This window comes from Pseudomonas sp. PB120 (assembly GCF_009761815.1).
Classification (GTDB): domain Bacteria; phylum Pseudomonadota; class Gammaproteobacteria; order Pseudomonadales; family Pseudomonadaceae; genus Aquipseudomonas.
Genome location: NZ_RWIN01000047.1, coordinates 18,519 through 31,714 on the forward strand (window position 1 = coordinate 18,519; position 13,196 = coordinate 31,714).

Here is a 13,196-nt window from a genome sequence, read left to right on the forward strand (position 1 = left end):
TGCGTTAAAAGGGCTCGCTGCGCGGTACTGTCCGCCCCGGGGTATCGGGGGCCAGTTCACCGCTTCGCAGCCAGGACAATGCAATGGGCCATAGTGTGGCTTGGTATGCGCTGCGAAAAAAGGCGAAATGTCCGACTTCTTCTTCGCCGATGTCCATTGGAGTGATTCGCAGGTGGGTATTTGTGCCGTTGGAGAAATAGGCGAGCAGGCGTTCAATGGCAGCAACTGTTCCATAAGGATCGTCGCTGATGCTGATGGCGAGGGTTTTCGCGGTAACGCTGGCAAACGGCAGGTGGCCGGTTTTTGCGAGTAGAGCGCGGCCACTGGGGCGTTTTTCATAACGGGACGTCGGCGTGCACCAGTCGCGAACCACGCCGGCGGGCGTATCCTCCAGCCAACCGAGGCGCTTGCCCGGGAAATAGCCGTAGAGCATCGTCATCAACGGCATCACCACATGCCACTTGCCGAACATCCGCCAGCGATGGGCCGGCGCATAGTCGCGCCAGTAAGCGAATTGGGCGCCAACCGTCACCAAGTGTCGAACCAAGTGCCCGGACGCTCCCAGGCCCGCTGCACAGCCTCCAAAGCTGTGGCCGACGACATCGACAGGTTGACCGGGGAATTCGCGCTGAGCGCGCTTGAGCATCGCCTCAAAGTCCAATGCGCCCCAGTCGGTCCATGACGCCTCGAGGTTTTTCAGTGATGGGGGGCGAGATTCACCGATACCGCGGTAGTCGTAGGTGATCACGTCGAAGCCGTTGGCGTACAGGTAATCGGCGAAGCGCGAATAGTGCCGGCAGCGAACGGAGGTGGCGGCGTTGATGATGACGACGGGGCGAGCAGTGTCCTGAAAGGCATGGCGCCAGGTGAAGCCACCGAGGATGAATCCGTCTGCGGCGGGTTCGTTGAACGGTTCGCCGGGCAGCTGTAACGCTATTTGATTCAGCGCCAGTGAAGGCATGTCCTGCAAATTCATCGGCTTCGTACCTTTGCGGGTAGTGGCCAACAATAGTCTTCGTGCTGTGTGCGAACAATCGATCTGTGATTATTCGGGTGACTGATCAAGCAGTCGCTCTTCAATCGCGGCCCGTTCCCGATCCAGTTCCGCGCGCAGCTCTTCTTCACTTGGAAGCACGAATTTGTATTTGCTGGCGAACAGTTGTTCATTGCCCTGCAGCACCGAGTAGCGCACCACGGATTCGTTTTTTTGAGCGCAGAGAATGATGCCGACGGTCGGGCCATCTTCATCGCTGCGTTTGAGGTCATCGTACATTCGGACGTACATGTCCATTTGCCCGACATCCTGATGGGTCAATTCGCCGCGTTTGAGATCAAAGATGACAAAACATTTGAGCAGATAGTTGTAGAACACCAGATCGATGTAGAAGTCCCTGCCTTCGGTACTGATGCGTTGCTGGCGGGCGACGAAAGCAAAGCCTTTGCCCAGCTCCAGCAGAAAGCCCTGCAGCTGTTCGATGAGCGCTTGTTCAAGTTCGGTTTCCAGCACAAACCCTGCATTGGGCAGGCCGAGAAACTCCAGCATCATGGGATCCCGGATGAATTCCCGGGGGTTATCGTTCATCGCATGGATATTCGTATCAGCTTCCTGCATGACGGCAGTCTTGTCACGACTCATCAGCAGGCGCTCGTAATAGAGCGTATTGATTTGTCTCTCCAGGGCGCGGCTTGACCAGTTCAGTTGGCGGCCTCGTCCATGTACCAATTGCGCGCACTGTCACTGTCGACTCGCAGCAGCCTGCGGTAATGGGTCCAACTCAATTCGAGGCGCAGTGCGTCTCGAATTGGAAACGCTTGATAAAACAGCCGCATTTTTCGCAGGTTGGTTTCGTCAAAGCCCTTCCCGAACTCGGCTGTCAGTGCCTTCCCTAGCGTTGCCAGCAATTGCTTGCCATACGCCGCTCGCCGCGCACCTTCCTGCTCGAATTCCACCATATGCCTGCCGATTTGCCAGCACGTTTGCACCTGAAGAGTATCGACGGTGCGTAACACCTTGCTCCGTGCCTCGCGTATCAGCTCGCCAAGATTTCCCAGTAATGAGGCCAGTTGTGTGTCTTGTGCATTTTCAGATTTGAGTGCACTCATGAAATCTTCCGCCGCTGGATGAACAGGCAGAAGAGGATTGCAGAGGAGGGTGGGTTGGCGATGCCGGGCGCGTCTTGGAGTCCGGAAGGAAAATCCGATTACTTTTGCAGGATGGCTCCGACGGCCATCAAGGCTTGCGGAGTGCATCCTGTAGTCCAATTCGCAGTGAGCTCAAGGTCAAATCAATCTAAAACTTGAGCGCCCAGTCAGAAATCTAAAAGGAGTAACGATTGGGTTCTGAAGAACCCGGGAGTCGTCATCATGAAATACGTCCATTCTTTGATGTTGCCCATCGCAGTTGTCGGTGTGTTTATGTTTCCCGCCATGGCCCCTGCAACGTCTCCGGGACCTGTCGACACTGCCGGTGTGCAGATCCAGCAAGAACAGCAGAATGGAATCAGTTACCTGTCAGGTGGCATTGGTGTGGATGAAGCGCGGTTCATCGAGCAAGCCCATGGGTACAACCTCCACATGAGCTTCAGTGTTGGATCAGCCAATGAATACCTGCCTGGCGTCAATGTGGTCGTGCAGGATACACACGGCCATTCGGTGTTCAGCCTGGACCAGGCGGGTCCCTTGGTGTACGTGAGTCTTCCCGCAGGCAAGTACACGGTCGTCACCACGCGTAACGGCCAGGAACGACGCAATACCGTGGACATCGGAAGCGGTGCTGCCCGTGAGCTGAACATCCACTGGAGCGGCGATCAATACGCTACTGGCTCATGAGGCTGGCCACCTTTTCCCGAAGCGGGAGAGGGAAAAAGTATCGGTGATCGAGCGCAAGGCCCGGATGGGATGAAATCTCGGGCATAAAAAACCCTGAATCTTGCGATTCAGGGTTTTCGGTATCTGGCGTTATTACGATGATGTGAATGAATGGATGATCGCAACACGCAATGGATTGTCTTCGACGCTCAGCAGCTTGATGGCCAAGGCGCAGCAGACCATGATCAACATGGGTTTAATCAGTCGTGGGCCCACCCGAACGGCCGCGCGGGCGCCCAATTGAGCGCCGATGAAGGCCGCCAACGCCATGGCTATGGCAATCGGCCAGATAATCACACCTTTGGTAATGAAGACGGCCAGAGACCCCAGGTTGCAAGAGGCGTTGGCAAGCTTGGTAAAACTCATGGCCCGCATCATTCCCAAGCCGCAGAGAAGAACAAAACCGACGAGAAAGAAAGAACCTACGCCGGGACCGAATATACCGTCGTAAAAACCGAGGATCGGCGCTACGGTAAATGAAAAAAGCAGAATGCCGATTCTCTTGCGTCGACCCTCGTTGGCCAGCTTGGGCGAGAACGCAAAATACATAGCCACCAGAATCAGCAGGATAGGCACGCAAACTTCCAGATAGCGCTTATCAACTGAACTGACCAGCAATGCACCACTGGCGCCACCAATGAATCCGCAGATCACCAGGAAACGGCCCGTGCGCCATTCGATCATTCCCTTGCGAGCAAAGGTTGCCGTTGCCGAAATGGTTGCCGAAGCGGCCTGGAACTTGTTCGTGGCAATTGCACTGATGGGGTCTACCCCGGCCAAAAACAGCGCGGGCAAGGTGATCAGCCCGCCTCCGCCAGCAATGGCGTCAAAAAATCCGGCGCAAAACGCGACGAGCGCCAACATGCCGATTACATCCCAAGACATCACATTCCCTCTTTTCGGATCTGAAGGGTGAATGGTCTGATTTCGGCTTTAGTAAAAAAATCAGCGCTAGCGATGTCTTGGTTAGTGGCGCCGGTCATCGTTCACATCCCTGTTGTGCATCAGCTTCCAGTTAAGCGGCAGCTCCTGCGCCGATTCTGCCCAATCTGATGATCAGCGTATGTCGTCCATTTCCGTTAAAGCCTACGGAGCGTTCCGACAGATTCGAGAGACTGCAAAGGGGTTAGAAAGCCACCTCACCAAATCCCAGGCATAAAAAAACCCTGAATCTTGCGATTCAGGGTTTTCGGTATTTGGTGCCCAGAGACGGAATCGAACCGCCGACACGGGGATTTTCAATCCCCTGCTCTACCGACTGAGCTATCTGGGCAACGGGGCGAATTAAACTGGTTTTTCAGGGGGTCGTCAAGAAAGTTTTCAAAAAAATTTTAATTATTACCGTCGCTTACGTTCCGACCCTCGAAAAAGCGGGATTATTCGGCCGGTGGAACGTAGCCGTCAGCCTTGGCGTAATCCTCGCCGGAAAAGAACTTGTCCATCTCGCCCTGCAAATATTTGCGGTCTTCGGCATTCATCATGTTCAGGCGTTTTTCGTTGATCAGCAGGGTCTGGTGCTTTTGCCAGGCGGCCCAGGCCTTGGCCGAGACGTGGTCGAAAATGTCCTGGCCCTTTGCGCCCGGGAATGGAGCGCGCTCAAGGGCGGGCAGTTCTTCTTTGTACTTGCGGCACATGATGGTGCGGGTCATGACGACTCTCCTGCGTTCAATACGGCGGCCGCGCGTTCGAGCAAGGTTTTGACCGGGGCGGCAAGGCCCAGGCGCGGCGGGGTGGCGAGGTTATACCAGAGCCAGTCGGCCTCGGCCACGTGATGGCCGGTCTCCTGGACCTGAACCAGCCAGGGTTCGATGGATAACTGAAAGTGGCTGAAGGTGTGAACCAGGCTCGGCAGTGCTTGCTGCGTGCCCAATTCCAGCGAGTGTTGCGACGCCAAGTGCTGCAGGTCGTCGAGGTCGTCGAGTTCCGGCAAGCTCCAAAGACCGCCCCACAAGCCCGTGGAAGGGCGACGGTAAAGGAGGATCGCGCCTTCTGCGTTGGCGAGCATCGGCATCAGCGTGCGCTTCTGTGGCACGGTTTTACGCGGTTTGGGGATCGGATAACGGGTTTCCAGGCCGAGCATGTGCGCTTCGCAGCCTTTTTCCAGCGGGCAGAGCAGGCAGCTCGGCTTGCTGCGTGTGCACAGCGTGGCGCCCAGATCCATCATCGCCTGGGTGTAGGCGTTGACCCGATCATGCGGCGTAAAGCGCTCAGCATTGGCCCACAGCTGTTTGGCGACCTTGGGCTCGCCCGGGTAGCCCTCTTGCGCCGTAAACCGCGCCAGGACGCGTTTGACGTTGCCGTCGAGGATCGGCGCCCGCAGACCCATGCTCAGGCTGGCGATCGCGCCGGCCGTGGACAGGCCGATGCCCGGCAGGTCCACCAGCTTTTCCACATCTCGGGGAAACTCGCCGCCGTAGTCGGCAACGATGATTTTCGCGGTCTTCTGCAAATTGCGCGCGCGGGTGTAGTAACCGAGGCCGGTCCACAGATGCAGCACTTCGTCTTCCGGCGCGGCGGCCAGGGCTTCGACCGTTGGCAGCGACGCCATGAACCGGTCGAAGTAATTCAGCACGGTGCTGACCTGGGTTTGCTGCAACATGATTTCCGAGACCCACACCCGATACGGGGTGATGCCTTGTTGCCAAGGCAAATCGTGGCGGCCGTGGCGGTCGTACCAATCCAGCACCGCCGATGAAAACTGCTCGGATTTCATCGCTTGAACAGCCCCTTCAATGCGTTTTTCAGCTCGGGACTGACTTTGTCGCCCAGCTTTTCGTCAATTTTTTCGCTGATTTTGTCACCGGCCAGTTTGCTGGCGACCTGTCCCATGCGTTCGTTGTCGAGGCGGCAAGCCTTGGCGCCGAGTTCCAGCGGGCCACGGCAGCGCAATGGCCACTCGATACCGACGAACTTGTCGCCGACCTGGCAAGCCGGGTCCGGCATGGCGCTGGTGTCGCCTTCGACAATGATGCCGACGCGGTAATCCATGCCCAGCACTCGCAGGTCGACGTCGCCGTCGCCATTGACGGTCATGCCCGGGATACGCACTTTCAGGTCCGGGTTGCTGGCCACGCCGTTGCGGAAGGTCAGGTTGCCCTTGAGCTCCTGGAACGGTGTGTCCCTGCCGCGCGGCTCGCCGCTGAGGGTTTTGCGGTTGAGCGTGGCGATGCCTTTGCACAGCTGCTGTTCGAGGTTGGCATTGAGCAGCACGCCGTTGTTGATGACGAAACTGGCGTTGCCGTTGAGGCTCTCGATCAGTGCTTTCTGGCTGTTGCCGTTGCCGGTCAGGGCGCTGGTGAGTGTGACCAGGCCTTTGACCGGCGGATTTTTACCCTGGCTTTCGAGGATCTTTTCCACCGGTACTTTGCTGATGCGCGTCTGCAGATTCAGCGCTGGTGCTTGCTGGCGCACGTCGAGGGTGCCCTTGGATTCGAAGTTGCCGTCGTACAGGTCGCCACGCAGGTTCTCCAGGGTCAGCAGGCCACCCTGGCCAGTGGCTTTGAGTGCAGCGTTCTGGATCGGCAGTTTGTCGAGCGTCAACTGGCCGAAGGTCAGGTCGGCGTCTACGTCGAGTGTGCTCAGTCGCTCCACCGGCAACAGACGCTCCGAACTCCAGGCTTCCTTGGTCGGTTTTTCCGGCAGCGGCGTGCTGCCGGCACCGGCCAGGGCATTGGCCTCGGTGCTGGCCACTTCGGCCTGGCGCACTTGCTTGGCGCTGTTGGCTTCGGCGGATTTGGGTGGCAGGTAGCGATCGACGTTGAAAGTGTCAGCCTTGAGCACCGCACGCAGGGACTGTTTGGCGAAATCCTCGACAGCGATACGACCGCTGAAGCTGCTGTCATCGACTTTCAGGTTGATGTTGTCGAACGACATGCTGGTCGGTGTGCCGGCAACGCGGCTGACCAGCTCGACTTTGCTCAGGCTGCCTTCGGCCATGGCAGGAAGCTTCTGGCCAATGCTGTCGACAAATTTCGCCAGGTCGAACTGGGCAACCGAAATGCCGCCATTGATTTGCGGAGTCTTGTCGAGGTCGTTGACCTTCAATTCGCCCAGTGCACGCAGCTGGTTGGCGGAGATCTTGATGCCGGTCCATTCGGCGACGTTCGCGGCTTTATCCAGCAACAATTGCCCTTGGGCGGCGAAGGTCATGGTCTTGCCTTGCAGCGGATCGCCGGCGACTTCACCGGACAATTTCATGTCTTCGAATTTGTAGCGCTGCAACGCGCGCTCGAAACGCAGCTCGCCATTGAGTTCGGTACGCACCCGCAGGACCGGTTGATTCGTGCCCAGGAACGCGGTGAGTTTGACGGGGATGTTGGTCGAGTCATGCACCGGGCCGGTGCTCAGCTGGATGCTTTCGGCGCTGAATTGCTTGCCGGTCTTCTCGTCGTTGTATTCAACGCGGGCGTTATTAACGGTCAGGCTGTCGATGTCCAGACGGATCGGTTGCGCCGGCTTTTCGGCCTGGGCGGTGGTTTGCGCGGCCGGCGCAGGTTCTCCAGTGGCGGCCGGTGGCGTGGCCGGGGTGGCGGGCGCCGGGGACTTGCCGATATCTTCCCAATTGCCGTGGCCATCCTTGTCGCGGTTCAGGCGCAGGTTGAGGCCTTCGACGCGCACATCGCTCATCTGCACTTCACGGCGCAGCAGTGGCAGCACGCGGACGGAGAGCCCGAGCATCTGCAAGTCGGCAAACGGCTCGGTGGGTTTGACCAGGGTCGCGACGCTGGCTTCGTGCAATTCCAGGCCCAGCCACGGGAACAGGCTCCAGCCGATGTCGCCATTGAGCGTCAGCTCGATGTGGGCCTTGTCGCGGGCAATCTGGCGAATCTCGTCTTTATAGTCGTTGGGATCGAAGAGGTGGGTCAGGGCAAAGCCGAGCGCCACAATGATCAGCAACAACCCGAGAAGCACCAGACCCAGGATTTTGCCGAACGCTTTCATGGGCGAGTCCTTGTAGTTAGTCAAATTCGAAATTTAGCCGGGGAGTATAGCGCCCCAAAACTGACGACCGGTCAGCGATGACATCGGCAACACATACCGCGGCAAATTTAGCCTGGCCACAAAGCCAAGGCTTAAAGATGCCAGTCGCTCGACCATGACCAGCATGGCAGTTCCTGCAGTGGTACGAAAACAGATGACTTGTAAAAGGTGATATCAGTTTGGTTTTTCTGTCACCTGCAAATGGTAACCTCTGCCGGTTCGCCCGTCCTTCTGCGACGTGATGTCGCACAAACACGACGTCTCATCCAAAAAACAGTCATGCCCGCGTGCATAGAGGCTGGGGGTGAGAAGCGGCTGGCGAGCCATACTAATAATTGGGGGATACACAATGAGCACGAGCACCACGGCGGACGGCTTTGCCGCCGGCCAGCCCGCGTTCCTGTCCAAGGAACGCATCATCGCCAAGCCCGGTTTCAACCGCTGGCTGGTTCCACCGGCCGCGTTGGCCATCCACCTCTGCATCGGCATGGCCTACGGCTTCTCGGTGTTCTGGTTGCCGCTGTCCAAATCGCTGGGCGTGACCAAGCCTGTGGCCTGCGCGCCGGACATGAGCTTCATCTCGCAAGTCTTCTCGTCGCAATGCGACTGGCCGATCTCGATGCTCGGCTGGATCTACACCCTGTTCTTCATCTTCCTCGGCTGCTCGGCAGCGATCTGGGGCGGCTGGCTGGAACATGCCGGGCCGCGCAAGGCTGGCGTTGTGTCGGCGCTGTGCTGGTGTGGTGGTCTGCTGATTTCCGCGCTAGGGATTTATACCCACCAGATCTGGCTGATGTGGGTGGGCTCCGGGGTCATCGGCGGTATCGGCCTTGGGCTGGGTTACATCTCACCGGTCTCGACCCTGATCAAGTGGTTCCCGGACAAGCGCGGCATGGCGACCGGCATGGCGATCATGGGCTTCGGCGGTGGCGCGATGGTCGGTGCTCCGTTGGCCGCAGCCCTGATGGGCCACTTCGCTTCGCCGGACAGCGTGGGCGTATGGCAGAGCTTCCTGGTGATGGCCGCGATCTACTTCGTGTTCATGATCGGTGGCGCACTGTCCTACCGCGTTCCGCCAACCGGCTGGAAGCCTGAAGGCTGGACCGCTCCGGCGAAAAAAGCCTCGAATGCGATGATCACCCACCGTCACGTCCACGTGAATGTGGCGTGGAAAACGCCGCAATTCCGTCTGGTGTGGCTGGTGCTGTGCCTGAACGTGTCGGCCGGTATCGGCATCCTCGGCATGGCTTCGCCACTGTTGCAGGAAGTGTTCGGTGGCAAATTGCTGGGCACTGATCAGTCGTTTGGCCAACTGGACGCCGGGCAACTGGCTTCGATTGCAGCGATTGCTGCCGGCTTCACCGGTTTGCTGAGCCTGTTCAACATCGGCGGTCGTTTCTTCTGGGCTTCGTTCTCGGATTACCTGGGTCGTAAAAACACCTACTTCGTGTTCTTCGCCCTCGGTTTCGCCCTGTATGCGCTGATACCGAACCTCGGTCACCTGGGCAACGTTGCGCTGTTCGTGGCGGCTTTCTGCATCATCCTGTCGATGTACGGCGGTGGTTTTGCGACTGTTCCTGCTTACCTGGCGGACCTGTTCGGTACACAAATGGTCGGCGCAATCCACGGTCGTCTGCTCACGGCCTGGGCGGCGGCGGGTGTGCTGGGTCCGGTGTTGGTGAACTACCTGCGTGAATATCAATTGAGCATCGGCGTTGAACGCGCCGCGGCGTATGACATCACGCTGTACATCCTGGCTGGCCTGCTGGTGCTGGGCTTCCTGTGCAACCTGCTGGTTCGTCCGGTGGCCGACAAGTACTTCATGACCGACGCCCAGCTGGCTGCCGAACAGGCGCTGGGCCATGACAAGGGTGCTGACAGCAGCACCGTACTGGAGTGGAAAGCGGCGCCAGGCAGCAAGCCGTTGGCGATTGCCGCGTGGCTGGTAGTGGGTATTCCGTTGGCGTGGGGTGTTTGGGTGACCCTGCAGAAGACCGCGGTACTTTTTCACTAAGTAAAACGCGCTAACCCTGTAGGAGCGAGACCGGCTTGCCGGCGATGACGGTCTGACAGTCGACAGAAATGTTGAATGAAAGGTCCCCATCGCGAGCCGGCTCGCTCCTACAGGTGTTTTGGGATGTCCGAAATGGCTTGTATGGACATGTCTATCCCCGTCGTTGCGGGGTTCTATCCGTCAGCGATATCACCTCTCGTGTTTCTGTTTCCCGCCCGCGCCCCTATAATGGCTGCCTTTTTCGCCCAATGATTTTGCGGAGCTGGTGATGGCCGAACGTAAGGCGTCAGTCGAGCGCGACACTCTGGAAACCCAGATCAAAGCCTCGATCAACCTGGATGGCACCGGAAAGGCCCGATTTGATATCGGCGTTCCTTTTCTTGAGCACATGCTGGACCAGATCGCCCGTCACGGGCTGATCGACCTGGATATCGTCAGCAAGGGCGACCTGCACATCGACGACCACCACACGGTGGAAGACGTCGGTATCACGCTGGGTCAGGCGTTTGCCAAAGCCATCGGCGACAAGAAAGGCATTCGTCGCTACGGTCACGCCTACGTGCCGCTCGATGAAGCGCTGTCGCGCGTGGTGATCGACTTCTCCGGTCGTCCTGGCCTGCAGATGCATGTTCCGTATACCCGCGCGACCGTCGGCGGCTTCGACGTTGACCTGTTCCAGGAATTCTTCCAGGGCTTCGTCAACCATGCGCTGGTCAGCCTGCACATCGACAACCTGCGTGGCACCAACACCCACCACCAGATCGAGACCGTGTTCAAGGCCTTTGGCCGTGCACTGCGCATGGCGGTAGAGCTGGATGACCGCATGGCCGGTCAGATGCCGTCGACCAAGGGCGTCCTGTAATGCAGACGGTCGCGGTTATCGATTACGGCATGGGCAACCTGCACTCGGTGGCCAAGGCCCTCGAGCACGTGGGTGCCGGCAAGGTCCTGATCACCAGCGATGCCGATGTGATTCGCGAAGCCGACCGGGTGGTTTTCCCCGGCGTTGGCGCGATCCGCGATTGCATGGCAGAGATCCGTCGCCTGGGCTTCGACTCGCTGGTGCGTGAAGTCAGCCAGGATCGCCCGTTCCTCGGCATCTGCGTCGGCATGCAAGCCTTGCTCGACAGCAGTGAAGAGAACGGTGGCGTCGACTGCATCGGCCTGTTTCCGGGCGCGGTGAAGTTCTTCGGCAAGGACCTGCATGAAGAAGGCGAACACCTGAAAGTCCCACACATGGGCTGGAACGAAGTGAAGCAGACGGTGAGTCATCCGCTGTGGCACAACATTCCAGACCTGGCGCGTTTCTACTTCGTGCACAGCTACTACATCGAGGCCGCTAACGCGCGCCAGGTGGTGGGTGGCGGTCACTACGGTGTCGATTTCGCCGCGGCGCTGGCCGATGGCTCGCGTTTCGCCGTGCAGTTCCACCCGGAGAAGAGCCATACCCATGGCCTGCAATTGCTGCAGAACTTCGCTGCGTGGGATGGTCGCTGGTAAATGGCCGCCAAGAAGAAGCCGCCGATCCTGACCCTCACTCCCGAGCAGGAGAACGAGGCCAATCAGAAGATCAAACGCTTCATGGAAGACCGTTTCGAACTGGACCTGGGTTCGTTCGAAGCGGCTGAAATCCTTGAGCTGTTTACCCGTGAAATTGCTCCGCACTATTACAACAGGGCGATTTTCGATGTGCAGACGCACCTCAAAGAGAGGTTCGAAAGCATCGAAAGCGACCTGTGGGCGCTCGAGAAAAACTGATTTCCGAGCGAAGCTGAATACTCGAATTTGAAGGTTTGCCAGATGCTGATTATTCCCGCTATCGATCTCAAAGACGGTGCCTGTGTTCGTCTGCGCCAGGGCCGCATGGAAGATTCCACGGTGTTCTCCGATGACCCGGTGAGCATGGCCGCCAAGTGGGTGGAGGGCGGTTGCCGTCGTCTGCATCTGGTCGACCTGAACGGCGCCTTCGAAGGCCAGCCAGTCAACGGCGAAGTGGTCACCGCCATCGCCAAGCGCTACCCGAACCTGCCGATCCAGATCGGCGGCGGTATCCGTTCCCTGGAAACCATCGAGCACTACGTCAAAGCGGGTGTGAGCTACGTGATCATCGGCACCAAGGCCGTGAAAGATCCGGCGTTCGTCGCTGAAGCCTGTCGCGCGTTCCCGGGCAAAGTAATCGTCGGTCTGGATGCCAAGGACGGTTTCGTCGCCACCGATGGCTGGGCTGAAATCAGTACTGTTCAGGTCATCGACCTGGCCAAGCAATTCGAAGCCGACGGCGTGTCCGCGATCGTTTATACCGACATCGCCAAAGACGGCATGATGCAGGGCTGCAACGTGCCGTTCACCGCTGCGCTGGCCGCTGCAACGCGTATTCCGGTGATCGCGTCCGGCGGTATCCACAACCTCGGTGACATCAAGTCGCTGCTCGACGCCAAGGCGCCAGGCATCATCGGCGCGATCACCGGCCGGGCGATCTACGAAGGCACCCTCGACGTCGCTGAAGCGCAAGCTTTCTGCGATTCGTACAAAGGCTGAGGACTGACCATGGCGCTGGCCAAACGCATCATCCCTTGCCTGGACGTGGACAACGGCCGGGTCGTCAAAGGTGTGAAGTTCGAGAACATTCGTGACGCCGGCGACCCGGTAGAAATCGCCCGTCGCTATGACGAGCAAGGCGCCGACGAGATTACCTTTCTCGACATCACTGCCAGCGTCGACGGTCGCGACACGACGCTGCACACCGTTGAACGCATGGCCAGCCAGGTGTTCATCCCGCTGACCGTGGGCGGTGGTGTGCGCACCGTGCAGGACATTCGCAACCTGTTGAATGCCGGCGCGGACAAGGTCTCGATCAACACCGCGGCCGTGTTCAACCCGGAGTTCGTGGGCGAAGCGGCGCAGCATTTCGGCTCGCAATGCATCGTCGTGGCCATCGACGCGAAGAAGGTCTCCGGCCCGGGCGAAACCCCGCGCTGGGAAATCTTCACCCACGGCGGCCGTAAGCCAACCGGTCTCGACGCCGTTGAGTGGGCGAAGAAAATGGAAGGCCTGGGTGCCGGTGAAATCCTGCTGACCAGCATGGACCAGGACGGCATGAAAAACGGCTTCGACCTGGGCGTGACCCGCGCCATCAGCGATGCCTTGGGCATTCCGGTGATCGCGTCCGGCGGCGTCGGCAACTTGCAGCATTTGGCCGACGGCATTATCGAAGGTCACGCCAGCGCAGTTCTGGCCGCGAGTATTTTCCACTTCGGCGAATACACCGTGCAGGAAGCCAAGGCCTACATGGCCCATCGCGGCATCGTGATGCGCTAAATCCCCGAGGCCCGGA

At 58.8% G+C, this 13,196-nt stretch carries 12 protein-coding genes, 1 tRNA gene and 1 pseudogene; 7 read left to right on the forward strand and 7 right to left on the reverse strand.

Annotation, left to right across the window (positions count from 1 at the left end):
- Positions 1 to 4 precede the first annotated feature (4 nt).
- Entirely contained in the window at positions 5 to 976 is a 972-nt protein-coding gene (locus tag EJA72_RS09830) for an alpha/beta fold hydrolase (protein ID WP_157711271.1), read from the reverse strand.
- A gap of 69 nt (positions 977 to 1,045) precedes the next feature.
- A pseudogene (locus EJA72_RS09835) lies at positions 1,046 to 2,103 on the reverse strand (YhcG family protein).
- 261 nt (positions 2,104 to 2,364) lie between these two features.
- Here EJA72_RS09835 and EJA72_RS09840 point away from each other — a divergent pair.
- Entirely contained in the window at positions 2,365 to 2,829 is a 465-nt protein-coding gene (locus EJA72_RS09840; RefSeq protein ID WP_157711272.1) for a carboxypeptidase regulatory-like domain-containing protein, read from the forward strand.
- Between the two features lie 132 nt (positions 2,830 to 2,961).
- On the opposite strand, the gene EJA72_RS09845 is transcribed toward EJA72_RS09840, so the two are convergent.
- From EJA72_RS09845 to EJA72_RS09865, 5 genes are all read right to left on the reverse strand, one after another.
- On the reverse strand, positions 2,962 to 3,753 hold the full coding sequence (locus EJA72_RS09845) for a TSUP family transporter (protein WP_157711273.1): 792 nt from the start codon (positions 3,751 to 3,753) through the stop codon (positions 2,962 to 2,964).
- A 312-nt stretch (positions 3,754 to 4,065) separates the two neighbouring features.
- Positions 4,066 to 4,141: transfer RNA gene (locus EJA72_RS09850), tRNA-Phe, on the reverse strand.
- 103 nt (positions 4,142 to 4,244) lie between these two features.
- Entirely contained in the window at positions 4,245 to 4,517 is a 273-nt protein-coding gene (locus EJA72_RS09855) for an oxidative damage protection protein (protein WP_157711274.1), read from the reverse strand.
- Positions 4,514 to 5,581 (reverse strand): A/G-specific adenine glycosylase, encoded by a 1,068-nt coding sequence (mutY, locus tag EJA72_RS09860; protein ID WP_157711275.1) that lies wholly within the window; start codon positions 5,579 to 5,581, stop codon positions 4,514 to 4,516. The genes EJA72_RS09855 and mutY overlap by 4 nt, the downstream gene beginning before the upstream one ends.
- A complete protein-coding gene (locus EJA72_RS09865; RefSeq protein ID WP_157711276.1) occupies positions 5,578 to 7,809 on the reverse strand; it encodes an AsmA family protein in 2,232 nt (743 codons plus the stop codon). The genes mutY and EJA72_RS09865 overlap by 4 nt, the downstream gene beginning before the upstream one ends.
- Before the next feature lie 388 nt (positions 7,810 to 8,197).
- Between EJA72_RS09865 and EJA72_RS09870 the strand changes: the two genes are divergently transcribed.
- The 6 genes from EJA72_RS09870 to hisF all read left to right on the forward strand — a co-directional run bounded on the left by EJA72_RS09870 (position 8,198) and on the right by hisF (position 13,180).
- The gene (locus EJA72_RS09870; protein ID WP_157711277.1) at positions 8,198 to 9,862 is read left to right on the forward strand and encodes an OFA family MFS transporter; all 1,665 of its coding nucleotides are present in this window, start codon (positions 8,198 to 8,200) and stop codon (positions 9,860 to 9,862) included.
- Positions 9,863 to 10,130: 268 nt separating this feature from the next.
- Positions 10,131 to 10,724, forward strand: coding sequence for an imidazoleglycerol-phosphate dehydratase HisB (hisB, locus tag EJA72_RS09875; protein ID WP_003218037.1), 594 nt, complete (start codon positions 10,131 to 10,133; stop codon positions 10,722 to 10,724).
- Positions 10,724 to 11,362 (forward strand): imidazole glycerol phosphate synthase subunit HisH, encoded by a 639-nt coding sequence (gene hisH, locus EJA72_RS09880; RefSeq protein WP_157711278.1) that lies wholly within the window; start codon positions 10,724 to 10,726, stop codon positions 11,360 to 11,362. Before hisB ends, hisH begins: the two co-directional genes overlap by 1 nt.
- Complete coding sequence (locus tag EJA72_RS09885) at positions 11,363 to 11,620, forward strand: DUF2164 domain-containing protein (protein WP_157711279.1); 258 nt, start codon at positions 11,363 to 11,365, stop codon at positions 11,618 to 11,620.
- A gap of 42 nt (positions 11,621 to 11,662) precedes the next feature.
- On the forward strand, positions 11,663 to 12,400 hold the full coding sequence (gene hisA / locus EJA72_RS09890) for a 1-(5-phosphoribosyl)-5-[(5-phosphoribosylamino)methylideneamino]imidazole-4-carboxamide isomerase (protein ID WP_017336056.1): 738 nt from the start codon (positions 11,663 to 11,665) through the stop codon (positions 12,398 to 12,400).
- A gap of 9 nt (positions 12,401 to 12,409) precedes the next feature.
- Positions 12,410 to 13,180 carry an imidazole glycerol phosphate synthase subunit HisF gene (hisF, locus tag EJA72_RS09895; protein ID WP_007972752.1) on the forward strand — a complete coding sequence of 257 codons (771 nt, stop codon included), beginning with the start codon at positions 12,410 to 12,412 and terminating at the stop codon, positions 13,178 to 13,180.
- Positions 13,181 to 13,196: the final 16 nt, after the last annotated feature.